Origin of the sequence: Streptomyces sp. NPDC087787 (genome assembly GCF_044743035.1) — a bacterium.
GTDB lineage: Bacteria > Actinomycetota > Actinomycetes > Streptomycetales > Streptomycetaceae > Streptomyces.
The window spans coordinates 1-26,909 of record NZ_JBIUVQ010000028.1 but is presented as its reverse complement, the minus strand read 5'-3'; the positions used below and the strand labels follow the sequence as shown (position 1 = coordinate 26,909).

Genomic DNA, 26,909 nt, shown 5'->3' with positions numbered 1-26,909 from the left:
TGGCGGACCACGCGGGCCCGCACGCCTCGCGCCCACCCACCGAATGTCGCCGGATGATCGCATTCGCCGACGCCGCCGCCTGTCGCGCACGCCGTCAGCAGGACACCGCCGACCCCGCCGCGCGGCGCACCGTGCCGCGCGGGAGAAGCGTGCCGCTGACTTCTTCTCACGCCGGGGTCCGGGGAATCCCTAGTCTTCGCCGCGGAGCGGGGGTTTTCGTGCCGTCGGGGCGCGGGCGGGCTCCGAACGGAGAGATTCCTTTAGGGAAAAGTACAGCCTTTGCGCCTCTACGATCCGGCAGGCAGAGGTGGCAGAGGTGTCCACAGGACCGACTTTTTCCGCAGGGGTGAGCGAGGCATGACGATCGGAGCCGACGAGGACCCGGTAGTGGTCGTCGGAATGGCCTGCCGCTTTCCGGGCGGCGTCGAAGGGCCCGAGGACCTGTGGGAACTGGTCCGCTCCGGCCGCGACGCCACCGGGCCGTTCCCCGGCGACCGCGGCTGGGACCTGGCCGCCCTGACCGGCGACGGGCCCGGCCACAGCGTGACCCACCGGGGCGGATTCCTCGCCGCGGCGGCCGACTTCGACGCCGGCTTCTTCGGTATGTCCCCCCGCGAGGCCGTCTCCACCGACCCGCAGCAGCGGCTCGTCCTGGAGACCTCCTGGGAGGCCCTGGAACACGCCGGCATCGACCCGCACACCCTGCGGGGCACCCGCACCGGCGTCTTCGTCGGCACGGGCGGCCAGGACTACGCGACCGTCACCAACGCCTCCTCCGAGGACCTCGCGGGACACGCCCTCACCGGCCTGTCGCCGAGCATCGCCTCCGGGCGGCTCGCCTACTTCCTCGGCCTCGAAGGACCCGCCGTCACCCTCGACACGGCGTCCTCCTCGTCCTTGGTCGCCCTCCACTACGCGCTGCGCTCGCTGCGGTCGGGGGAGTGCGCCACCGCCCTGGCCGGCGGCGTCACCGTGATGTCCACGCCGGTCGGGTTCGTCGCCTACACCCGGCAGGGCGGTCTCGCCGCCGACGGCCGCTGCAAGGTCTTCTCCGACGACGCCGACGGCACCACCTGGGCGGAGGGCGCCGGCATGGTCGTGCTGGAGCGCCTGTCCACCGCCCGCGCCGCCGGGCACCGGGTGCTCGCCGTGCTGCGCGGCTCCGCCGTCAACCAGGACGGCGCCTCCGACGGCCTCACCGCACCCAGCGGACCGGCCCAGGAACGCGTCGTCCGCGAGGCCCTCGCCGACGCCGGGCTCTCGCCCGCCGACGTCGACCTCGTCGAGGCGCACGGCACCGGCACCCGGCTCGGCGACCCCGTCGAGGCCCGGGCCCTGATCGCCACCTACGGCCAGGACCGCGACGGCGGCCGGCCGCTGCGCCTGGGCTCCCTGAAGTCGAACATCGGGCACGCGCAGGCCGCCGCCGGCATCGGCGGACTCATCAAGGCCGTCCAGGCGATGCGCCACGGCCTGATGCCGCGCACCCTCAACGTCTCCGCACCCACCCGGCACGTCGACTGGTCGGCCGGCGCCGTCGAACTCCTCACCGAGGCCCGGCCCTGGCCCGCCACCGCCCGCCCGCGCCGGGCCGCGGTCTCCTCCTTCGGCATCAGCGGCACGAACGCCCACGTCATCGTGGAGGAGGCCCCGAAGACCGAGCCGACGACCGGTGCCGCAGTGGGGCCCGGCGGCCGCCGGGCTGCCTCCGCCCCCGCCGGGGAGCCCGCCGACACCTCCGCCGCCGAGCCCGCCCACCGCCGCGCGGTCCCCGCCGTCGAGTCCGTCGAGCGGCCTGTCACCCCGCCCGTCGAGTCCGTCGAGCGGCCTGTCACCCCGCCCGTCGAGTCCGTCGAGCGGCCTGCCACCCCGCCCGTCGAGTCCGCCGAGCGACCCGCTTCCCCCGCCGGGGAGCCCGCCGAGACCTCCGCCGACGTCGCCGTTGCCGCCGGGGCTGTCGGCCGACCCGGTGTCCCCGCCGCCGAGCGTGCCGCTCAACTCGCCGCCCCCGCCGCCGTCGTGCCCTCGGCGGACGCCGTGGTGTGGCCGGTGTCCGCGGCCTCTCCGCAGGCGCTCGACGCGCAGATCGAGCGGCTCACCTCGTTCGTCCGTGCGCACCCCCGGCTCGATCCGCTGGACGTCGGTCACTCGCTGGCCACCGGACGGGCCGCGCTGCGGCACCGTGCGGTGCTGACGCCGTCCGGTGACGGCGTCGTGGAGCGCGCCCGCGGTGAGGCCGCCCCCCGCACCACCGCCGTCCTGTTCTCGGGACAGGGCTCCCAGCGGCTCGGCATGGGCCGTGAACTCGCCGCCCGCTTCCCGGTGTTCGCCGAGGCCCTGGAGGCCGTCCTGGCCGCCCTGGACCCCGAGCTGGAGCGCCCGGTGCGGTCGGTGATGTGGGGCGAGGACCCCGCCGAACTCGACCGCACCGGGTGGACCCAGCCGGCGCTGTTCGCCTTCGAGGTCGCCCTCCACCGGCTCGCCGAATCCTTCGGGCTGCGCCCCGCTGCCGTCGGGGGCCACTCCGTCGGCGAGATCGCCGCCGCGTACGTCGCCGGGGTGTTCTCGCTGGAGGACGCCGCCCGCCTGGTCGCCGCCCGTGCCACCCTGATGCAGGCGCTGCCCGCCGGCGGCGCCATGTCCGCCGTCGAGGCGACCGAGGACGAGGTGCTGCCGCTGCTCGGCGGCGACGTCTCGCTCGCCGCCGTCAACGGCCCCACCGCGGTCGTCGTCTCCGGCGCCGAGGACGCCGTGGAGCGGATCGCCGCCCACTTCGCCGCCCAGGGCCGCCGCACCAGCCGCCTCGCGGTCTCGCACGCCTTCCACTCGCCGCTGATGGAGCCGATGCTCGACGCCTTCCGGGACGTCGCCGCGGGGCTCACCTTCCACGAGCCGACCCTGCCGGTCGTGTCCAACCTCACCGGCGGACTGGCCGGCGCCGAGATCGCCACCCCCGACTACTGGGTGCGGCACGTGCGCGGCACCGTCCGCTTCGCCGACGGCGTGACCGCCCTGCGCGAGCACGGCGCCGACCTGCTGGTCGAACTCGGGCCCGGCAGCGTCCTCACCGCCCTCGCGCGCACCGTCCTCGGCCCGGACACCCCGGTCGGGGCCGTAGCCACCCTCCGCAAGGACCAGCCGGAGGAGACGTCCCTCACCACCGCGCTCGGCCGGCTCCACGTCCTCGGCGTGCCCGTCGACTGGTCCGCCCTCTACACCGGCACCGGAGCCCGCCGCACCGACCTGCCGACGTACGCCTTCCAGCGCGCCCGGCACTGGCCCGCCCCGGCCAGGCCCGGCGCCCCCGCCCCCGCGGGCGGCGGCCACCCGCTGCTCGGCCCGGCCGTCGAACTCGCCGACGGCGGCACGGTGTCGGGCGCGACGCTCTCCGTCGCCACCCACCCCTGGCTCGCCGACCACGCCGTCGCCGGACGCGTCCTGCTGCCCGCCGCCGTGCTCGTGGAACTCGCCGTCCGCGCGGGCGACGACACCGGCTGCGACGTCCTGCACGAACTCGCCCTGGTCGAGGCGCCCGTCCTGCACGACGGCGACACCCTGAACCTCCAGGTCCGGGTCGGCCCCGCCGACGAGACCGGCCGGCGCACCGTCACCGTCCACTCCCGGCCCGGCGGCACCACCACCGAGCCCTGGACCCTGCGGGCCGGCGGCTTCCTCGGCACCGAGCCCGGCACCGACGCCGCCCCCGACACCTCCTACGCGACCGCCTGGCCCCCGCCGGGCGCCGAACCCCTCGACCTCGACGACCACTACGAGCGGCTCGTCGACGACGGCCTCGACATCGGCCCCGCCCTCCGCGGCCTGCGCGCCGCCTGGCGTCACGACGGCGCCGTCCTCGCCGAGGTCGAACTCCCGGCCGGCACCACCGACGACCCCGGCGCCTACGGAGTGCACCCGGCGCTCCTCGACGCCGCCCGGCACGCCGTCCTCACCACGAGCGGCACCCTCCCCGTCGCCTGGCACGGAGTCCGGCTGCACGCCGTCGGCGCCACCGCCCTGCGGGTACGGATACGCACCGCCGACGACGGCACCCTGACCCTGACCGCCGCCGACGTCACCGGCGCCCCGGTGCTCACCGCCGACGCCGTCCTCGTACGGCAGCTCACCGAGCAGGAGCGCACCGCCCCCCGGCCGCCCACGCGCACCCGGATCCAGGACACCGCCGCGCCGCGCCGCACCCGGCCCGTCGCCGCGGCACCCGGCGCCGCCCCCGCCGAACCGGCCCCGGCCCCGGCCCCCGGCACCTTCGCCACCGAACTGGCGGTCCTCGCCCCGGCCGAACGCGAGCGCCGGCTCGTCGGCCTGGTGCGCGCCCAGGCGGCGGCGGTGCTCGGCCACCCCGGACCGGACGCGGTCGGACCCCGCTCGGTCTTCAAGGAACTCGGCTTCGACTCGCTGGCCGGCGTGGAACTCGGCGACCGCCTCACCGCGCTGACCGGACTGCGGCTGCCGGCCACCCTCGTCTTCAACTTCCCCACCCCCGAACTCGCCGCCCGGCGCATCGGGGAACTCCTCGTCGCATCCGCCTCCCCGCCGCAGGGATCGTGCGACGACGAACTCACCAGGTTCGAGGCCGTCGTGCGGACCCTGCCGGACGACGGCCCCGACCGCCAGGCCGTCGCCGACCGCCTGGACGCACTCGTCGCCTCGCTCCGCCGGGACTCCGCCCCGCGGGAGAACTTCTCCGACGAGGACCTCGAATCGGTGTCGGTCGACAGACTGCTCGACATCATCGATGAAGAGTTCGAAACCACATAGCGGATTTGCAGCTTTCGTTCGCGACCCGATGACGAGGACGGACCCGATGCCGGAACCCGAGCAGAACCAGCAGGAAAAAGTTGTCGACTACCTTCGCCGGGTCACCAACGATCTGCGGCGCGCCCGCCGCCGTATAGGCGAGTTGGAATCCCGCGACACCGAGCCCGTCGCGATCGTCGGAATGAGCTGCCGGCTGCCCGGCGGAGTGAGCTCGCCGGAATCCCTGTGGGACCTCGTGGAATCCGGCGGGGACGCCATTTCCGGATTTCCCGCCGACCGCGGCTGGGACATCGAGGCGCTCACCGGAAAGGGAAAGGGAAGCAGCTCCACGCACGAGGGCGGATTCCTCTACGAGGCCACCGACTTCGACGCCGGTTTCTTCGGCATATCGCCGCGCGAGGCGACCGCGATGGACCCGCAGCAGCGCCTGCTGCTCGAAGTCTCCTGGGAGGCCCTGGAGCGGTCCGGCATCGCCCCCACCTCCCTGCGCGGCAGCTCGACCGGCGTGTTCGTGGGCTCCTACCACTGGGGCGCCCCCTCCGCCGACACCGCCGCCGAACTCCACGGCCACGCCCTGACCGGCACCGCCGCCAGCGTGCTGTCCGGCCGTCTCTCCTACGTCTACGGTCTCGAGGGCCCGGCGGTCACCGTCGACACCGCCTGCTCGTCCTCCCTGGTCGCCCTGCACATGGCGGCCCAGTCGCTGCGCCGCGGGGAGTCCTCGCTCGCCGTCGTCGGCGGCGTCACCATCCTCGCCGAGCCCTCCGTCTTCGTGGAGTTCAGCGCCCAGGGCGGCCTGGCCCCCGACGGCCGCTGCAAGGCGTTCTCCGACGAGGCCGACGGCACCGGCTGGGGCGAGGGCGTCGGTGTCCTCGTCGTCGAGCGACTCTCCGACGCCCGCCGCAACGGCCACCCCGTGCTCGCCGTGCTGCGTGGCTCCGCCGTCAACCAGGACGGCGCCTCCAACGGCCTGACCGCCCCCAACGGCCGCGCCCAGGAGCAGGTCATCCGCCAGGCGCTGAGCAACTCCGGCCTCACCGGTGCCGACGTCGACGTCGTCGAGGCGCACGGCACCGGCACCCGGCTGGGCGACCCCATCGAGGCAGGGGCCCTGCTCGCCACCTACGGCCAGGAGCACGACCCCGAACAGCCCCTGTGGCTGGGCTCCCTGAAGTCCAACATCGGCCACACCCAGGCCGCTGCGGGTGTCGCCGGCGTCATCAAGATGGTCATGGCGCTGCGCCACGGCCTACTGCCCGCGACCCTGCACGCCGCCTCGCCCTCCACCCACGTCGACTGGGAGTCGGGCCACGTCCGCCTCCTGGACGAGACCGTCGCCTGGCCTCGGACCGGCCGTCCGCGCCGGGCCGCCGTGTCCTCGTTCGGCATCAGCGGCACCAACGCCCACGCCGTCCTGGAGCAGGCCCCCGTGCCCGCCGAGGACGCCGGGGCCGAGGAGGCCCCGCGGCAGCCCGCCGTCGTGCCGGCCGCCCTGCCGTGGCTGCTCTCCGCCCACTCCGGGCAGGCGCTCCGCGACCAGGCCGCCGCCCTCGTCACCCGCCTCGACGCCGACACCGAGCCGCGCCCCCAGGACGTCGGCCACAGCCTGCTGGCCTCCCGGGCCCTGCTGGAGCGCCGGGCCGTCGTCGTCGCGTCCGGCCGGGACGATCTGCTCACCGGCAGCCGCGCGCTGGCCGAGGGCCAGTCCTGGAGCGGACTCGTCGAGGGCGCCGCCGACGTCGACGGCCGTACCGTCTTCGTGTTCCCCGGTCAGGGTTCGCAGTGGGTGGGCATGGGTGCCCAGCTCCTGGATGAATCACCGGTGTTCGCGGAGCGGATCGCCGAGTGCGCCGCCGCGCTCGCCGAGTTCGCGGACTGGAACCTCGTCGACGTCCTGCGGGGTGCGGAGGGTGCTCCGACATTGGAGCGCGTCGATGTGGTCCAGCCCGCGTCGTTCGCGGTGATGGTGTCGCTGGCCGCGGTGTGGCGGGCGCAGGGCGTGGAGCCGGACGCGGTGGTGGGTCACTCGCAGGGCGAGATCGCCGCGGCCGTGGTCTCGGGTGCGCTGTCGCTGCGTGACGGTGCCCGGGTGGTGGCGTTGCGTAGCCAGGCCATCGGGCGCAGCCTCGCCGGCCGGGGCGGGATGATGTCGGTGGCGCTGCCCGTCGGGGACGTGGAGGCCCGTCTCGAGGCGTTCGGCGGGCGGGTGTCCGTCGCCGCTGAGAACGGCCCCCGCTCCTGCGTGGTCTCCGGCGAACCCGGCGCCCTGGACGAGCTGTCCGGCCTGCTCACCGCCGAGGACGTGCGGGTGCGCCGCGTCCCCGTGGACTACGCCTCGCACTCCCACCACGTCGAGGACCTGCACGACGAGATCCTTCAGCTGCTGGCCGAGGTGGAGCCGTCCGCGCCGCGGATCCCGCTGTTCTCCACGGTCACAGGCGACTGGCTCGGCACCACCGTCATGGACGCCGGCTACTGGTACCGCAGCCTGCGCGGCCGGGTCCTGTTCGCTGACGCCGTGCGCGGTCTGATCGCCGCCGAGCACCGCGCCTTCATCGAGGTCAGCTCCCACCCCGTCCTCGCCATGTCCGTCCAGGACATGCTCGACGACGCCCAGGTGGCGGGCGTCGCCTCCGGCACCCTGCGCCGCGACAACGGCGGCCTGGACCGCTTCCTGCTGTCCGCCGCCCAGGTGTTCGTCCGCGGCGTCCACGTCGACTGGGCCCCGCTGTTCGAGGGCACCGGCGCGACCCGCGTCGACCTGCCCACCTACGCCTTCCAGCACGAGCGCTACTGGATCAGCCGTGCCGTCGTGGACCGTTCGGCCACCGCGCCCATGGACGCCGAGTTCTGGGCGGCCGTCGAGCAGGCGGACGTCTCCGCCCTCACCGAGGCGCTCGGCACGGACGAGGAGTCCGTCGCCGCGATCCTTCCCGGCCTCGCCTCCTGGCGCCGCACCCGCGGCGAGCGCTCCACCGTGGACTCCTGGCGCTACCGGGTCACCTGGGAGCCGCTGGCCCGGATCCCCCGCGCCACCCTCGACGGCACCTGGCTGCTGGTGACCGCCGACGGCGTCGACGGCACCGACGTTGCCGAGGCGCTGGAGACGGGCGGCGCCCAGGTGCGGCGCCTCGTCCTCGACGAGACCTGCACCGACCCCGCCGTCCTGCGTGAGCGCCTCACCGACACCGACGGCCTCACCGGCATCGTCTCCGTCCTCGCCGACGCCGAACAGGACTCCGCCCGCCACCCCGGACTGACCCTCGGACTCGCGCTGTCCGTGTCGCTGGCGCAGGCCCTCGGCGAGGCGGACGTCCCCGCCCCGCTGTGGTTCCTGACCCGCGGCGCCTTCTCCACCGGCCCGTCCGACACCGTCACCCGGCCGCTGCAGAGCCAGGTCGCCGGTCTCGGCTGGACCGTCGCCGTCGAGCACCCCCGCCGCTGGGGCGGCGTCGTCGACCTGCCCGAGACGCTCGACACCCGCGCCGCCCAGCGGCTCGCCGCCGCACTCGCCGGGGCACTCGAAGACGAGGACCAGCTCGCCGTCCGTCCCGCCGGCGTGCTCGCCCGCCGCATCGTCCGCGCGAGCGGCGACACCCGCCGCAAGGCCCGCTCCTGGAAGCCGCGCGGCACCACCCTGGTCACCGGCGGCTCCGGCACCCTCGCCCCCGGACTCGCCCGCCACCTGTCCGCCCACGGCGCCGAGCACCTCGTGCTGCTCAGCCGCCGCGGCGCGGACGCGCCCGGCGCGGCCGAACTCGCCGCCGAACTCCGGGCGGCGGGCACCGAGACGCAGTTCGTGGCCTGCGACATCACCGACCGCGACGCGGTCGCCGCCCTCCTGGACGGACTGAAGGCCGAGGGCCGCACCGTCCGCACGGTCGTGCACACCGCCGCCGTCATCGAACTGTCCGCCCTCGCCGACACCACCGTCGACGCGTTCGCCGAGGTCGTGCACGCCAAGGTCACCGGCGCCCGGATCCTCGACGAACTCCTCGACGACGAGGAACTGGACGACTTCGTCCTGTACTCCTCCACCGCCGGCATGTGGGGCAGCGGCGTGCACGCCGCGTACGTCGCGGGCAACGCCTACCTGTCCGCGCTCGCCGAACAGCGCCGCGCCCGCGGCGCCCGCGCCACCTCCATCCACTGGGGCAAGTGGCCCGACGACCTCGAACGCGAGCTGGCCGACCCGCACCAGATCCGCCGCAGCGGCCTCGAGTACCTCGACCCCGAGCTGGCGCTGACCGCCCTCCAGCGCGTCATGGAGGACGACGAGACCGTCATCGGCCTCATGGACATCGACTGGGGCACGTACCACGACGTCTTCACCGCCGGACGCCCCTCGCACCTGTTCGACCGGATCCCCGAGGTCGCGCGGCTGCTGGCCGACCGGGCCGCGCCCGCCGCGACGGCCACCGCGACCAGCGGCCTGGCCGCCCGCCTCCAGGGCGTGTCCGCCGCCGAGCAGGACCGGATCGTGCTCGCCCTGGTCCGCGAGGAGACCGCCGCCGTCCTCGGCCACGCCTGCGCCGACACCGTCCCGGAGCGCCGCGCCTTCCGCGACATCGGCTTCGACTCGGTGACCGCCGTCGACCTGCGCAACCGCCTCGTCGCCGCGTCCGGGCTCACCCTGCCGTCCACCATGGTCTTCGACCACCCGAACGCGGTCGCGCTCGCCACGTTCCTCAAGACCACCGCGCTCGGCACCACCGGCACGGCCGGCGACCGGCCCGCCGCCGCGGTCACCGCCGCCGACGACGACCCGATCGTCATCGTCGGCATGAGCTGCCGCTTCCCCGGCGGCGCGAACACCCCGGAGGAGCTGCTGCGGCTCGCCCTCGACGGCGCCGACGTCATCTCCGAGTTCCCCGCCGAACGCGGCTGGGACGCCCACGGCCTCTACGACCCTGACCCCGACCGGCAGGGCCGCACCTACTCCGTGCACGGTGGGTTCCTGCACGAGGCGGCCGGCTTCGACCCCGCCTTCTTCGGCATCTCGCCCCGCGAGGCGCTGTCGATGGACCCGCAGCAGCGGCTGCTCCTGGAGACCTCCTGGGAGGCCCTGGAACGGGCCGGTATCGACCCCGAGTCGCTGCGCTCCACCGCCACCGGCGCCTTCTTCGGCGCCAGCTACCAGGACTACTCCAGCAGCGTCCAGAACGGCACCGAGGGCACCGAGGTGCACATGATGACCGGCACCGCGGCCAGCGTGCTGTCCGGCCGTGTCTCCTACCTGCTCGGCCTGGAGGGCCCGGCGGTCACCGTCGACACCGCCTGCTCCTCCTCCCTGGTCGCGATGCACCTGGCCTGCCAGTCCCTGCGCAGCGGCGAGAGCAGCCTCGCCCTGGCCGGCGGTGCCGCCGTCATGGCCACCCCGCACGCGTTCGTCGGCTTCAGCCGGCAGCGCGCGCTGGCCAGGAACGGCCGCTGCAAGCCGTTCGCCGAGGCCGCCGACGGCATGACCCTCGCCGAGGGCGTCGGCGTCGTCCTGTTGGAGAAGCTCTCCGACGCCCGCCGCCACGGCCACCGCGTCCTCGCCGTCGTCCGCGGCTCCGCCATCAACCAGGACGGCGCCTCCAACGGCCTGACGGCGCCCAACGGCGTTTCCCAGCAGCGCGTCATCCGCCAGGCCCTCGCCAACGCCGGACTCGGCGCCGCCGACGTCGACGTGGTCGAGGCGCACGGCACCGGAACCAAGCTCGGCGACCCCATCGAGGCCGGCGCCCTGCTCGCCACCTACGGCCAGGGCCGCGACGGCGGACAGCCGCTGCTGCTCGGCTCGGTGAAGTCCAACATCGGCCACACCCAGGCCGCCGCGGGCGTCGCCGGCGTCATCAAGATGGTGATGGCCATGCAGGCCGGCGAACTGCCCGGCACCCTGCACATCGACGAGCCCTCCAGCCACGTCGACTGGACCTCGGGCGCCGTCACCCTGCTGCGCGAGCGCACCGCCTGGCCGGCCGCCGAGGACCGCCCCCGCCGGGCCGGCGTCTCCTCCTTCGGCATCAGCGGCACCAACGCCCACCTCCTTCTTGAGCAGGCCCCGCCCGCCGAGGAGCCCGCCGCACAGCCCGTCGAGGAGCCCGCCGGGGACGCTCCGCTCGTCCCCTGGCTGCTGTCCGCCAAGTCCGCGCAGGCGCTGCGCGAGCAGGCGTCCCGGCTGCTGACCTCGACGGCCGGCGCCACCACCGCACCGGCCCGCGTCGGACACGCCCTGGCCACCACCCGGTCCGTCTTCGACCACCGCGCCGTCGTCCTCGGCTGCCGGCCCGAGGACTTCGCCCGCGGCCTGGAGGCCGTGGTGTCCTCCGCGTCCGCCCCCGGAGTCGTCACCGGCACCGCGGGACCGGACTCCGCCGGACCCGTCTTCGTCTACCCGGGCCAGGGCTCCCAGTGGTGGGGCATGGGCCGCGAACTCCTCGCCGGCTCAGAGGTGTTCCGCACCGCCGTCGACGACTGCGCCGCCGCGCTCGCCCCGTACACCGACTGGTCCCTGCACGAGGTGCTGGCCGGCGAGGGCGACCCGGAGCTGCTCGAGCGCGTGGACGTGGTCCAGCCCGCCCTGTTCTCGATGATGGTCGCCCTCACCGCGCTGTGGCGGGCACACGGCGTCGAACCGGCCGCCGTCGTCGGCCACTCGCAGGGCGAGATCGCCGCCGCCTGCGTCGCCGGGGCGCTCAGCCTGGAGGACGCCGCCCTCGTCGTCGCGCTGCGCAGCCAGGCCCTGCCCCAGCTGTCCGGGCTCGGCGGCATGATGTCCGTCTCCGCGCCCGCCGAACGCGTCACCGAACTCCTCAAGACCTGGGGCGAGGCGCTGTCCATCGCCGCCGTCAACGGCCCCTCCTCCGTGATCGTCTCCGGCGACGCCGACGCCCTCGACGAACTCCTCGAGACCTGCCGCGAGCAGAACGTACGGGCCCGCAAGGTGTCCGTGGACTACGCCTCGCACGGCCGGCACGTCGAGGCCGTGCGCGACGAACTCGCCCGCGTCCTCGCCCCCGTCAGCCCCCGCACCCCCGAGGTGCCGTTCTACTCGACCGTCACCGGCGCCCGGCTCGACGAGGCCGCCTTCGACGGCTCCTACTGGTACACCAACCTGCGGCAGACGGTGCTGATGGAGGACGCCACCCGCGCCCTCGTCGCCGCCGGACACCGCGTGTTCGTGGAGATCAGCCCGCACCCGGTGCTCGCCGCCCCGATACAGGAGACGCAGGAGAGCCTCGCCGAGGACGCGGTGGAGCCGGCCGGGACCGCCGCCGTCCTCGGCACGCTGCGCCGCGACGACGGCGACCGCCGCCGGTTCCTCACCTCGCTCGCCGAGGCGCACACCCACGGCATCGCCGTCGACTGGACCACCGTCTTCGACCGCCCCGCGTACGCGCCGGTCGACCTGCCCACCTACCCCTTCCAGCGGCAGGACTTCTGGCCCGAGCCGAAGGCCGCCGCCGCGGGCACCGCCGACGCCTCCGACGCCGCGTTCTGGGAACTGGTCGAGAACCAGGACCTCGCCGCGCTCGCCGGTGAACTCGGCATCCCCGCCGACGACGGCGCCTCCCGGCTCGGCGACGTGCTGCCCGCGCTGTCCGCCTGGCGCACCCGCTCCCTCACCCGCTCCCGTGTGGACGCCCTGCGCTACCACGTCGAGTGGAACCGCGTCGCCGAACCCGGCACCTCCCGGCCCGCCGGCCGCCTCCTCGCGGTGATCTCACCGGACCACGCGGGCGCCCCCTGGGTCGCCGCCGTCCTCGACGCGCTCGGCCCGGACACCGTCCGCTTCGAGGCCAAGGGCACCGACCGGGCCGCCTGGGCCGCACAGCTCGCCCAGCTCCGCGAGGACGAGGGCGAGTTCCACGCCGTGGTCTCCCTGCTCGCCGCCGCCGAGGCACTCCACGCCGACTTCGGATCCGTGCCGCTCGGCCTCGCCCAGACCCTCGCCCTCGTCCAGGCCCTCGGCGACGCGGAGCTCACCGCGCCCCTGTGGTGCCTGACCCGGGGCGGTGTCGCCGCCGGCCGCGGCGACGTCCTCAGCAGCCCCGTGCAGGGCGCGCTGTGGGGCCTCGGCCGCGTCATCGGCCTCGAACACCCCGACCGGTGGGGCGGTCTCGTCGACCTGCCGGAGACGGTCGACTCCCGGGCCGCCGCCCGGCTCACCGGACTGCTCGCCGACGCGGGCGGCGAGGACCAGCTCGCGATCCGCGGGTCGGGCGTGCTCGCCCGCCGCCTCGCCCACGCCGCCCCGGCCGTACCCGGCTCCGGGAAGCGCCCGCCGGTCCGCGGCTCCGTCCTCGTCACCGGCGGCACCGGCGGCATCGGCGGCCGGGTCGCCCGCCGCCTCGCCGAGCAGGGCGCCGAACACCTGGTGCTGACCAGCCGGCGCGGCGCCGACGCCCCGGGAGCGGCCGAACTCCGCGCCGAACTCGAGCAGTTGGGCGTCGGGGTGACCATCGCCGCGTGCGACGCGGCCGACCGGGACGCGCTCGCCGCGCTCCTGGCAGGACTGCCCGAGGACGCGCCGCTCACCGCCGTCTTCCACTCCGCCGGTGTCGCCCACGGCGACGCCCCGGTCGCCGATCTGACCATCGACCAGCTCGACGCGCTGATGCGCGCCAAGCTGACCGCCGCCGGGCACCTGCACGAGCTGACCGCCGGCCTCGACCTGGACGCGTTCGTCATGTTCTCGTCCGGCGCCGCGGTCTGGGGCAGCGGCGGCCAGCCCGGCTACGCCGCCGCCAACGCCTACCTCGACGCCCTCGCCGAGCACCGCAGGTCCCTCGGCCTGACCGCCGCGTCGGTGGCCTGGGGCACCTGGGGCGAGGTCGGCATGGCGACCGACCCCGAGGTCCACGACCGGCTCGTCCGCCAGGGCGTCCTGGCCATGGAGCCGGAACACGCGCTGGGCGCGCTCGACCAGATGCTTCAGGACGACGACACCGCGCTCGCCGTCACCCTGATGGACTGGGAGCTGTTCGCGCCCGCCTTCACCGCAAACCGCCCCAGCGCCCTGCTGAGCACCGTCCCGGAAGCCGTTTCGGCCCTCACCGACGAGGGCCCGGCCGCCGACGGCGGCTCCGGCGCGGCCGTGCCGCCGCTGCGCGCCCGCCTGGACGGGCTGCCCACCGCCGAACGCGCCCGTGCCCTCGTCGAAGCCGTCCGCGCCGAGGCGTCCGCGACCCTCGGCCACGACAGCCCCGACGCGGTGCCCGCCTCGCGAGCCTTCCGCGACGTCGGCTTCGACTCCGTCACCGCGGTCGAACTGCGCAACCGGCTCCGCTCCGCCCTCGGGCTGCCGCTGCCGGCCGCCCTGGTCTTCGACTACCCGAGTCCCACGGCCCTCGCCCAGCACATCGGTTCGCTGCTCTACGGCACCGCACCCGATGACGCCGACACCGGCCGCGCGGACGACCCCGACGCCCGCATCCGTGAGGCCCTCGCCACCGTCCCGATCGGACGGCTGCGCAAGGCGGGCCTCCTCGACATGGTGCTGAAACTCGCCGAGTCCGACGACGTTGAGGACAGCGCCCCCGCCGACGACGGCACGGCGGACTCCCTCGACGACATGGACGCCGAAGAACTGCTGCGGCTGGCCGCCCAGAACTCGGCGAACTGAAAGAGAGCTGGAACACGATGAGCACGTCCCCCAACAAGTACGTCGAGGCGCTGCGGTCGTCCCTCAAGGAGATCGAACGGCTGCGCAAGCAGAACGAGCAGCTGGTCGCCTCGGCGGCGGAGCCGATCGCCGTCGTCGGCATCGGCTGCCGCTTCCCCGGCGGCGTCGCCTCCCCCGAGGACCTGTGGGAGCTCGTCGCCCAGGGCCGCGACGTCATCGGCCCGTTCCCCACCGACCGCGGCTGGGACCTGGACCGGCTTGCGGGCGGCGGCGAGGGCAGCAGCCTCGCCCAGGTCGGCGGCTTCCTTCAGGACGCCGCCGGCTTCGACCCCGCCTTCTTCGGCATCTCGCCTCGCGAGGCCGTCGCCATGGACCCGCAGCAGCGCATCCTCCTGGAGATCGCCTGGGAAGGACTGGAGCGGGCCGGCATCGACCCCTCCACGCTGCGGGGCAGCCGCACGGGCGTGTTCATGGGCACCACGGGCCAGGACTACGCGGAGGTCATCAAGGCGTCCGACGAGGACGCCGAGGTGTACTCCACCACCGGCCACGCCGCCAGCGTGATCTCCGGCCGGCTCTCTTACTTCCTGGGCGCCGAGGGCCCGGCGGTCACCGTCGACACCGGCTGCTCCTCGTCGCTCGTCGCCCTGCACCTGGCCGTGCAGGCCCTGCGGGGCGGCGAGTGCTCCCTGGCCCTGGCGGGCGGCGCGTCCGTCATGGCCACGCCCCACCCGTTCATCGCGTTCACCTCACAGAGCGGACTGGCCGCCGACGGCCGCTGCAAGCCGTTCTCCGACGACGCCGACGGCACCGGCTGGGCCGAGGGCGCCGGACTGTTCATCCTGATGCGGCTGTCCGACGCCCAGCGCGAGGGCCGTACGGTCCTCGCCGTGCTGCGCGGCTCCGCCATCAACCAGGACGGCGCCTCCAACGGCCTCACCGCCCCCAACGGCCCGTCCCAGCAGCGGGTCATCCGCGCAGCCCTGGACAGCGCGCACCTGACCGCCGCGGACGTCGACGCGGTCGAGGCGCACGGCACCGGCACCACCCTCGGCGACCCGATCGAGGCGCAGGCGCTGCTCGCCACCTACGGCCAGGACCGTGAGCGGCCGCTGCTGCTCGGCTCCGTCAAGTCGAACATCGGCCACGCCCAGGCCGCCTCCGGCGCCGCCGGCGTGATCAAGATGATCATGGCGATGCGGCACGGTGTGCTGCCGCAGAGCCTCCACGCCGAGCGGCCGACCAGCAACGTCGACTGGACCGCCGGCTCGGTCGAACTCCTCGACCGCGCCGTCGACTGGCCCGAGACCGGCCGAGCCCGCCGGGCCGGTGTCTCCTCCTTCGGCATCAGCGGCACCAACGCCCACCTCATCCTCGAACAGGCCCCCGCCGTGCCCGAGCGCCCCGCCACGGACCCCGCCGTCCGCCCCGCGCTCGTCCCGTGGACCCTGTCCGGCCGCAGCGCCGCCGCGCTCGACGCCCAGCGCGAGCGCCTCGCCGCCCACCTCGCGGGCCACCCGGGCGCCGACCCGCTCGACATCGGCTTCGCGCTCGCCGACGGACGCGCCACCTTCGAGCACCGCGCCGTCCTGCTCTGCGCCGGCACCGACGCCTCGGGCGCCACCGAGATCGCCCACGGCTCGGTCGACGACGGCGCCTCGGCCGTCCTGTTCTCCGGCCAGGGCTCCCAGCGCCTCGGCATGGGCCGCGAACTGCACGCCCGCTTCCCGGTGTTCGCCGAGGCCTTCGACGAGATCGCCGCCCTCCTCGACGGCCACACCGACCGCCCGCTGCGCGACGTCGTCTGGGGCTCCGACGCCGAACTCCTCAACGAGACCGGCTGGACCCAGCCCGCGCTGTTCGCCGTCGAGGTCGCCCTCTACCGCCTCGTCTCCTCCCTGGGCGTCACCCCCGACTACGTCGGCGGCCACTCCGTCGGTGAGATCGCCGCCGCGCATGTCGCCGGGGTGTTCTCGCTGGAGGACGCCTGCCGGCTGGTCGCGGCCCGCGCCCGCCTGATGCAGGAGCTGCCGCGGGGCGGTGCGATGCTCGCGGTGCGTGCCACCGAGGAGGAGGTGCTCCCGCTTCTGACGGAGCGGGTGTCGATCGCCGCGGTCAACGGTCCTTCGTCGGTGGTCGTCGCCGGTGACGAGGACGAGGTCGCCGCGATCGCCGCGCACTTCGAGGCGCAGGACCGCAAGACCACCCGGCTCAGGGTCAGCCACGCCTTCCACTCGCCGCTCATGGACCCGATGCTGGAGGAGTTCCGGAGCGTCGCCCGGGGCCTCACCTACCACGAGCCGCGCATCCCGGTCGTCTCCAACCTGACCGGCACCGTCGCCGACCCCGCCGACCTGTGCACCGCCGACTACTGGGTGCGACACGTCCGCGAGGCCGTACGCTTCGCCGACGGCGTCACCACCCTCGCCGCCCGCGGCGTCACCACCCTCCTCGAAGTCGGCCCCGACGGCGTGCTGTCCGCGATGGCGCAGGAGTCCCTGCCCGAGGGCACCGCCGCCGTCCCGCTGCTGCGCAAGGACCGCCCCGAGGAGGAGTCCGCCCTCACCGGACTCGCCCGGGTGCACGTCCGCGGCCTCACCGTCCGCTGGGCCCGCCTCTTCGACAGCAGCGGCGCCCTCCGCGCCGACCTGCCCACCTACCCCTTCCAGAACCAGCGCTTCTGGCCGGCCGCGGGCCGCTCCACCCAGGACGTCACCGCCGCCGGACTCGGTTCCGCCGACCACCCGCTGCTCGGCGCCGCCGTCGAACTCGCCGACGGCGAAGGGTTCCTGTTCACCAGCAGGCTCTCCGTCCACTCCCACCCCTGGCTCGCCGACCACGGCGTCCAGGGCCGCGCCCTGCTGCCCGGCACCGCCTTCGTCGAACTCGCCATCCGCGCGGGCGACGAGGCCGGCTGCGACCGCGTCGAGGAACTCACCCTCGCCGCCCCGCTGGTGCTCCCCGAGCGCGGCGCCGTCCAGCTCCAGGTCCGGGTGGGCGCCCCTGACCCCGCGGGCCGCCGCCCGCTCGGCATCTTCTCCCGCGTCGAGGACGGCTTCGACCTGCCCTGGTCGCAGCACGCCACCGGTGTCCTCACCACCGGGGCCGGCGCCCCGGACGCCGCCTTCGACGCCACCGTCTGGCCGCCCGCCGGCGCCGAACAGGTCGACCTCGACGGCTGCTACGAGCGCCTCGCCGGCCTCGGCTTCGACTACGGACCCGCCTTCCGGGGCCTGCGCGCCGCCTGGCGCCGCGGCACCGACGTGTTCGCCGAGGTCGCCGTCCCCGAGAACGCGGGCACCGACCCCGCCGACTTCGGCCTGCACCCCGCGCTCCTGGACGCCGCCCAGCACTCCGCCGCCTACACCGACCTCGGCGCCATCAGCCAGGGCGGACTGCCGTTCGCCTGGCAGGGCGTGCACCTCGCCGCGTCCGGCGCCACCACCGTCCGCGCCCGGATCACCTCCGCGGGCGAGGACACCGTCTCCATCGCCGTGTACGACACCGCGGGCGGCACCGTCCTCTCGGTGGACTCCCTGGTCTCCCGCGTCGTCCCCAAGGACACCCCCGGCACCGCGGGGGCCGTCCACCGCGACTCCCTCTTCCAGGTCGAGTGGACCTCGCTGCGCGGCCTCCCCGAGCGCCTCCCGGAGACCGTCGCCCTCGTCGGCGCCGACCCGGCCGGCCTCGCCGACGCGCTGCGCGCCACCGGCGTAAGGGTCGCCTGCCACCCCGACCTGGCCGCGCTGGCCGCGGACACCGCCCCGGTGCCGGAGATCGTCCTCACCGCCGTGCCCGGCGAACAGGACACCCCGGCCGCCGACGCCGCCCACACCACCGCCGCCGCCGTACTCGGCCTGGCCCAGCACTGGCTGACCGAGGACCGGTTCGCCGACGCCCGGCTCGTCCTCGTCACCCGCGACGCCACCGCGGGCCGCGACCTGCCGGCCGCCGCGGCCGCCGGCCTGATCCGCACCGCCCGCACCGAGAACCCCGGCCGCTTCGCCCTCCTGGACCTCGCCACCGACACCCCCGCCGCCCCCGCGGCCCTGGTTGCGGCCCTGGCCGCCGCGTACGACGAACCCGACCTCGCCGTACGCGGCTCCGACGTGCTCACCGCCCGGCTCACCCGGGTGCCCGCGCCCGGCACCCCCGGCGACTGGAACCCGGACGGCACCGTCCTGATCACCGGCGGCACCGGCGGACTCGGCGGCGTCCTCGCCCGCCACCTCGTCACCGAACGCGGCGTCCGCCGGCTGCTGCTCGCCAGCCGCCGCGGCCCGGCCGCCGACGGCGCCGGCGCCCTCGCCGACGAACTCACCGCACTCGGCGCCTCCGTGGACATCGCCGCCTGCGACGTCACCGACCGGGAGGCGCTCACCGCCCTCCTCGCCCGGATACCCGCCGCGCACCCGCTGAGCGCCGTCGTGCACACCGCCGGCGTCGTCGACGACGGCGTCATCGGCTCCCTCACCCCCGAACGCCTCGACACCGTGCTGCGGCCCAAGGCCGACGCCGCCTGGCACCTGCACGACCTCACCCGGGACCTGGACCTCGACGCGTTCGTCCTCTTCTCGTCCGTCGCCGCCACCCTCGGCAGCCCCGGGCAGGGCAACTACGCGGCCGGCAACGCCTTCCTGGACGCACTCGCCGCCCACCGCCACGCCCTCGGCCTGCCCGCCACCTCCCTCGCCTGGGGCCCCTGGACCCAGAGCGTCGGCATGACCGGCAACCTGTCCGACATCGACGTCGAGCGCATCGCACGCTCCGGCATGCCGCCGCTCACCGTCGAACAGGGCCTCGCCCTCTTCGACGCGGCCCTCGCCACCGGCGGCCCCGCCCTCCTGACGGTCCGCCTCGACCTGGCCGTGCTGCGCACCCAGGGCGAGATCGCGCCGCTGCTGCGCGGCCTGATCCGCACCACCGTGCGCCGCGCCGCCGCCCAGGTGTCGGTGACCGCCGACAGCCTGGCCCAGCGACTGGCCGGCCTGGACGCCGCCGCCCGCCGCGAGACCCTCCTCGGCCTGGTCCGCACCCAGATCGCCCAGGTCCTCGGCCACGCCGACGCCGACCAGGTGGAAGCCGCCCGCCAGTTCCAGGACCTCGGCTTCGACTCGCTGACCGCGGTCGAGTTGCGCAACGGCCTCAACGCCGCCACCGGACTGCGCCTGCCCGCGACCATGGTGTTCGACTACCCGACACCGAACGCGCTCGCCGACCACCTGAGCGACGAACTCCTCGGCACCGGCGACGACACACCCCTGCCCACCCCCGCCGGCGCCCTCCCGGCCACCACCGACGACCCGATCGTCATCGTCGGCATGGCCTGCCGCTACCCGGGCGGCGTCACCTCGCCCGAGGACCTGTGGCGCCTGGTCAGCGAGGGCGCCGACGCCACCGGCCCGTTCCCCGTCAACCGCGGCTGGGACGTCGACAACCTCTACGACCCGGACCCCGACCGCCCCGGACACACCTATGTGCGCGCCGGCGGGTTCCTGCACGACGCCGGCTCCTTCGACGCCGACTTCTTCGGCATGAGCCCGCGCGAGGCGCTCTCCACCGACTCCCAGCAGCGCCTGCTGCTCGAACTGTCCTGGGAGGCAGTCGAGCGGGCCGGCATCGACCCGCTCAGCCTGCGCGGCAGCCGCACCGGCGTCTTCGCCGGCGTCATGTACAACGACTACGGCACCATCCTCACCGGCGACGAGTACGAGGCCTTCCGAGGCAACGGCAGCGCCCCCAGCGTCGCCTCCGGCCGCGTCTCGTACACCCTGGGCCTGGAGGGCCCCGCCGTCACCGTCGACACGGCCTGCTCCTCCTCCCTCGTCGGCATGCACCTCGCCGCCCAGGCACTGCGCACGGGGGAGTGCACGCTCGCCCTGGCCGGCGGTGTCACCGTGATGTCGACGCCCAGCACCTTCGTCGACTTCTCCCGCCAGCGCGGCCTCGCCGCCGACGGCCGCTCCAAGGCGTTCGCCGAGGCCGCCGACGGTGTCGCCTGGTCCGAGGGCGTCGGCATGCTCGTCCTGGAGCGCCGGTCCGACGCGATCCGCAACGGCCACGAGATCCTCGCCGTGCTCCGCGGCTCCGCCGTCAACCAGGACGGCGCCTCCAACGGCCTGACCGCCCCCAACGGCCCGTCCCAGCAGCGCGTCATCCGCCAGGCCCTCGCCAGCGGCGGACTGTCCCCCGAGGACGTCGACGTCGTCGAGGCGCACGGCACCGGCACCACCCTGGGCGACCCCATCGAGGCCCAGGCCCTCATCGCCACCTACGGCCGCGACCGCGACCCCGAGCGGCCCCTGTGGCTCGGCTCCGTGAAGTCCAACATCGGCCACACCCAGGCCGCCGCGGGCGTCGCCGGCGTCATCAAGATGATCATGTCGATGCGGCACGGCGTGCTCCCGCGCACCCTGCACGTGGACGCCCCGTCCTCGCACGTCGACTGGGACGCCGGCGCCGTCGAACTGCTCACCGAGCAGACCGAGTGGCCCGAGAACGACCGGGTGCGCCGCGCCGGTGTCTCCTCCTTCGGCATCAGCGGCACCAACGCCCACGTCATCATCGAGCAGCCGGCCGCCACCCCGGCCCAGGCCGCCCCGCGCGACCCCGCCGGGGAACTCCCGGCCACCCCCTGGCCGCTGTCCGCGAAGACCCCCGAGGCCCTGCGCGACCAGGCCGCCCGCCTGCTCGCCCACGTCGAGGCCCACCCCGACGCCCACCCGGCCGACATCGCCTACTCGCTGCTCACCAGCCGCTCCGCCTTCGACCACCGCGCCGTCGTCGCCGGCGCCGACCGCGCCGAGTCGCTGCGCGCCCTCGCGGCCCTCGCCGCCGGGACCGACGACAGCGCGCTGCTGACCGGCACCGCCCGCGGCGGCCGCACCGCGTTCCTGTTCTCGGGCCAGGGTTCGCAGCGGCTCGGGATGGGCCGTGAGCTGTACGGCCGGTTCCCGGTGTTCGCCGAGGCCCTGGACGCCGTACTGGCACTCCTGGACGGCGAGTTGGACGGTTCGCTGCGGGAGGTGATGTGGGGTGAGGACGCCGGTCCGCTGAACGGGACCGGCTGGACCCAGCCCGCCCTCTTCGCGGTCGAGGTCGCCCTCCACCGCCTGATGGAGTCGTGGGGCATACGGCCCGACTACGTGGCCGGTCACTCCATCGGCGAGATAGCCGCCGCGCACGTCGCCGGGGTGCTCTCCCTGGAGGACGCCTGCCGTCTCGTCGCCGCCCGCGCGACCCTCATGCAGGCGCTGCCCGGGGGCGGCGCCATGATCGCCGTCGAGGCCACCGAGGACGAGGTCCGCCCGCTCCTCACCGACGACGTCTCCGTCGCCGCCGTCAACGGACCGTCGTCCGTGGTCGTCTCCGGCACCGAGGCCGCCGCCCTCGCGGTCGCCGCGCACTTCACCGAGCAGGGACGGCGCACCAGCCGGCTGCGCGTCAGCCACGCCTTCCACTCGCCGCTGATGACCCCGATGCTCGACGAGTTCCGGGCGGTGGCCGAAGAACTGACGTTCGCGGCACCGGCGATCCCGGTGGTGTCGAACCTGACCGGCGCCCTCGCCACGGCCGAGGAACTGTGCTCGGCCGACTACTGGGTGCGCCACGTCCGCGAGGCCGTACGGTTCGCCGACTGCGTCGGCACCCTCGGCGAGCACGGCGTCACCACCTTCGTCGAAATCGGCCCCGACGGCGTGCTGTCCGCCATGGCACAGCAGTCCGCCACCGAGGGCACCGTCACCGTGCCGCTGCTGCGCAAGGACCGGGACGAGGAGCAGGCCCTCCTCACCGCGCTGTCCCGGCTGCACGTCCTCGGCATCGACGCCGACTGGACGTCCGCGTTCGCCGGCGCCGGCGCCGCCCGCGTCGACCTGCCGACCTACGCCTTCCAGCACCGCTGGTTCTGGCCCGCTGCCGGAGCGGCACGTCCGCACGACATGCGCGCCGCCGGACTCGGCTCCGCCTCCCACCCGCTGCTCGGCGCCGCGGTGGAACTTCCCGGCGGGGAAGGCGTGCTGCTCACCGGCCGCCTCTCCCTCCAGTCCCACCCCTGGCTCGCCGACCACGCCGTCCACGGCACCGTCCTGCTCCCCGGAACCGCCCTCCTCGACCTCGCGATCCGCGCGGGCGACGAGGCCGGCAGCGCTCACCTCGAGGACCTCACCCTCGCCGCGCCGCTGACCCTGCCGCAGGACGGCGCCGTCCTGCTCCAGGTCCGCGCCGGCGCCGCCGACGACGCCGGCCGCCGCACCGTCACCGTGCACGCCCGCCCCGAGGACGCCACCGACGGCGTCTGGACGCTGCACGCCACCGGCACCCTGTCCGCCACCGCACCCACCGGCACCGGCCTCGACACCACCGTGTGGCCGCCGGCGGGCGCCCAGGCACTCGACACCGACGGCTGCTACGAGCGCTTCGCCGCCCGCGGCTTCGCCTACGGCCCGCTCTTCCAGGGCCTCACCGCCGCCTGGAGCGCGGGGGACGCGCTGTATGCCGAGGTCACGCTGCCCGAGGAGGGCAACGACGACGCGGCCGGCTTCGCCGTGCACCCCGCCCTGCTCGACGCGGCCCTGCACCCCGCGCTGCTCACCGACGACGACGGTGGCCTCCCGTTCTCCTGGGAGGGCGTCAGCCTGCACGCCTCCGGTGCCACCGCACTGCGCGTCCGGCTCGCCCCGGCGGGGCCGAACGCGCTGTCCGTCACCGCCGCCGACCCGGCCGGCCGGCCCGTGGTCTCCATCGCCCGGCTGCTCGCCCGGCCGGTCGACGCCGACCGGCTGACCGGCGACGCCGGACATCTGCGCGACGCGCTCTTCCGCCTCGACTGGACCCCGGTCCCGCTGCCCGACGGCACGGGCTCCGGGAGCCTCGCCCTGCTCGGCCCGGACACCGGTGACCTGGCCGAAGCCCTCGGCGACGGCGCCGTCCGGTATGCGACTCTCGCCGACCTGCTCGCGGCCGACGGGCCCGTTCCCGGTGCCGTACTGGTTCCGCTGACGGCCGGCTCCGACATCGACGACACGCCGGGTTCCGTGCACACGCGGACCGCCGCGGCTCTGGCGCTTCTTCAGGAGTGGGCGGCGGAGGACCGGCTCAGCGGTTCCCGTCTGGTCGTCGTCACCCGAGGAGCCGTCGCCACCGACGACGCCCCGGTGACCGACCTCGCCGCCGCAGCCGTGCTGGGCCTGGTCCGTTCCGCGCAGACCGAGAACCCCGGCGCCTTCGGGTCGGTCGACCTAGACGGTGCCTCCGACTCCGTCCTCATGCGCGCCCTGGCCCTCGACGAGCCGCAGCTCGCGCTGCGCGGCGGCCGTGCCCTCGCCGCCCGCCTGACCCGCGCCACCGCCGACCCCGCCGCCCGGACCGTCTGGTCGCCGGAGGGGACGGTGCTCGTGACCGGTGGAACCGGTGGTCTCGGCGGTCTGGTGGCCCGTCACCTCGTCACGGAGCGCGGGGTGCGGCGTCTGCTGCTGACCAGCCGTTCCGGTCTCGACGCCGCGGGCGCCGGTGAGTTGGTGGCGGAGCTGGAGGGGCTGGGTGCCGAGGTCTCGGTCGCGGCGTGCGACGTCGCCGACCGGGACGCGGTGGCCGCGCTGGTCGCGGAGTACCCGCTCACCGCTGTGGTGCATACGGCGGGCGTCCTTGACGACGGTGTGCTCGGCTCGCTGACCGGTGAGCGGCTTTCCACGGTGCTGCGTCCCAAGGTGGACGGCGCGTGGAACCTGCATGAGGCGACGCGGGACCTGGATCTGGACGCGTTCGTGGTCTTCTCGTCCGTCGCCGGTGTCTTCGGCGGCGCGGGCCAGGCCAACTACGCAGCCGGCAACGCCTTCCTGGACGCGCTCGCCGCCCACCGCCAGGCCCTCGGCCTGCCCGCCGTCTCTCTCGCCTGGGGTCCCTGGCAGCAGGGCGCGGGCATGACGGCCGGGCTCGACGAGCGTGACGTCCGCCGGGCCGCCGAGTCCGGGATGCCGCTCATCACGGTCGAGCAGGGCCTCGCCCTCTTCGACGCCGCTCTCACCACCGGTGAGGCCGCTCTCGTCACCAGCCGCCTGGACCTCGCCGCCTTCCGCGGCCGTCCGGAGATGCCGGCTCTGCTGCGCGGGCTGATCCGTACCCCCGTCCGCCGCGCCGCCGCGACCGGGGCCGCCGAGGGCGCCGACGCCGGACTCGTCCAGCGGCTCGCCCGGCTCGACCGGGAGCAGCGCCACGAGGTCCTGCTGGACCTGGTGCGCGCGAGCGCCGCTCTGGTCCTCGGCCACGCCGCCGGTGCCGACATCGACGCCGACCGTGCCTTCCGCGACCTCGGCTTCGACTCCCTCACGGCCGTCGAACTCCGCAACCGTCTGCGCACCGCGACCGGTCTGCGCCTGTCGGCCACCATGGTCTTCGACCACCCCACTCTGTCCGCGCTCGCCGACCACCTGCTCACCGAGCTGTTCGGCGCCGAGACCGAGCCCCTCACTCCCGTCACGCCGCTGCCGCCGACCGACGACGACCCGATCGTGATCGTCGGCATGGCCTGCCGCTTCCCGGGCGACGTCACCTCGCCCGAGGACCTGTGGCGCCTGGTCAGCGACGGCACCGACGCCATCACCGAATTCCCGGCCAACCGCGGCTGGAACGTGGACAGCCTCTACCACCCGGACCCCGAACACACCGGCACCTCGTACAGCCGCTCCGGCGGCTTCCTGCACGACGCGGGCGACTTCGACCCCGGCTTCTTCGGCATGAGCCCCCGCGAGGCACTGGCGACGGACTCCCAGCAGCGCCTGCTCCTCGAGACCTCCTGGGAGGCCATCGAGCGGGCCGGCATCGACCCGCTCAGCCTCCGTGAGAGCCGCACCGGCGTCTTCGCCGGCGTCATGTACCACGACTACGGCAGCCTGCTGGGCGGCAAGGAGTTCGAGGGCTTCCAGGGCCAGGGCAGCGCGGGCAGCGTGGCCTCCGGCCGGGTCTCGTACACCTTCGGCTTCGAGGGCCCGGCGGTCACCGTCGACACCGCCTGCTCGTCCTCCCTGGTCGCCCTGCACTGGGCCGCCCAGGCACTGCGCTCGGGCGAGTGCTCGCTCGCCCTGGCGGGCGGCGTGACCGTCATGTCGACGCCCAGCACGTTCATCGAGTTCTCCCGCCAGCGCGGTCTCGCTCCCGACGGCCGCTCCAAGGCGTTCGCCGAGTCGGCGGACGGCGTCGGCTGGTCCGAGGGCGTCGGCATGCTCCTGCTGGAGCGGCAGTCCGACGCGATCCGTAACGGCCACGAGATCCTCGCGGTCGTCCGCGGCTCCGCCGTCAACCAGGACGGTGCCTCCAACGGCCTCACGGCCCCCAACGGCCCGTCCCAGCAGCGCGTCATCCGCCAGGCGCTGGCCAGCGGCGGACTCTCGACCGGCGACGTGGACGCCGTCGAGGCGCACGGCACGGGTACGACGCTGGGCGACCCGATCGAGGCCCAGGCCCTGATCGCCACCTACGGCCAGAACCGCACCGACGAGCGGCCCCTGTGGCTCGGCTCGCTGAAGTCGAACATCGGTCACACGCAGGCCGCGGCCGGTGTCGCCGGTGTCATCAAGATGGTCATGGCGATGCGCCACGGCGTGCTGCCGCGCACCCTGCACGTGGACGCACCGTCGTCCCACGTCGACTGGAGCGCCGGCGCCGTCGAACTGCTCACCGAGCAGACCGAGTGGCCCGGGACGGACCGGGTGCGCCGCGCCGGTGTCTCCTCCTTCGGCATCAGCGGCACCAACGCCCACGTCATCCTGGAGCAGCAGGTCGCCGCACCGGCCCCGGAGACGGCCGGAACGGAGGGTGCCGAACCCGCCGTCGTCCCGCTGGTCCTCTCCGCCAAGTCGCCCGAGGCTCTGCGCGACCAGGCCGCCCGCCTGCTCGACACGGTCCGCGAGCGCACGGCGCTGCGCCCGCTCGACCTCGGCCACTCGCTGGCGACCAGCCGTTCCGCGTTCGAGCACCGCGCCGTCGTCCTGGCCGCCGGCCGCCAGGACGCCCTCCGCGCCCTGACCGCCCTCGCCGACGGCGAGGCGGACTCCGCCGCGGTCACCGGCCGCACCCGGTCGGGCCGTCGTGCGGCGCTGTTCTCGGGTCAGGGTTCGCAGCGGCTCGGGATGGGTCGTGAGCTGTATGGCCGTTTCCCGGTGTTCGCGGAGGCCCTGGACACTGTTCTCACCGCTTTGGACGGTGAGTTGGAGGGCTCGCTGCGGGAGGTGATGTGGGGTGAGGACGCCGGTCTGCTGAACGAGACCGGGTGGACTCAGCCCGCGCTGTTCGCGGTTGAGGTGGCGTTGTACCGGCTGGTGGAGTCGTGGGGTGTGCGGCCGGAGTTCGTGGCCGGTCACTCGATCGGCGAGGTTGCGGCGGCGCATGTGGCCGGGGTGTTCTCGCTGGAGGACGCGGCGCGTCTGGTGGCTGCTCGTGGTCGTCTGATGCAGGCGCTGCCGGCCGGTGGTGCGATGGTGGCTGTCCAGGCCACCGAGGACGAGGTCATTCCGTACCTCACCGACGA

The 26,909-nt window shown here is 75.1% G+C and carries 2 protein-coding genes and 1 pseudogene; all 3 read left to right on the top strand.

The annotated features are described in order from the left end of the window. Positions 1 to 372: 372 nt before the first annotated feature. Positions 373 to 4,503 (top strand): annotated as a pseudogene (locus ACIOWN_RS31735) (beta-ketoacyl synthase N-terminal-like domain-containing protein); the annotation flags it as partial. Between the two features lie 319 nt (positions 4,504 to 4,822). Continuing rightward, positions 4,823 to 14,386, top strand: coding sequence for a type I polyketide synthase (locus ACIOWN_RS31730; protein ID WP_401984117.1), 9,564 nt, complete (start codon positions 4,823 to 4,825; stop codon positions 14,384 to 14,386). Between the two features lie 17 nt (positions 14,387 to 14,403). After that, the coding region (locus ACIOWN_RS31725) for an SDR family NAD(P)-dependent oxidoreductase (RefSeq protein ID WP_401984115.1) at positions 14,404 to 26,909 on the top strand (12,506 nt) is incomplete at its 3' end.

Excerpts from the sequence above, each read along its gene's own strand:
- ACIOWN_RS31730 (WP_401984117.1), top strand. The coding sequence starts at position 4,823 with ATGCCGGAACCCGAGCAGAACCAGCAGGAAAAAGTTGTCGACTACCTT.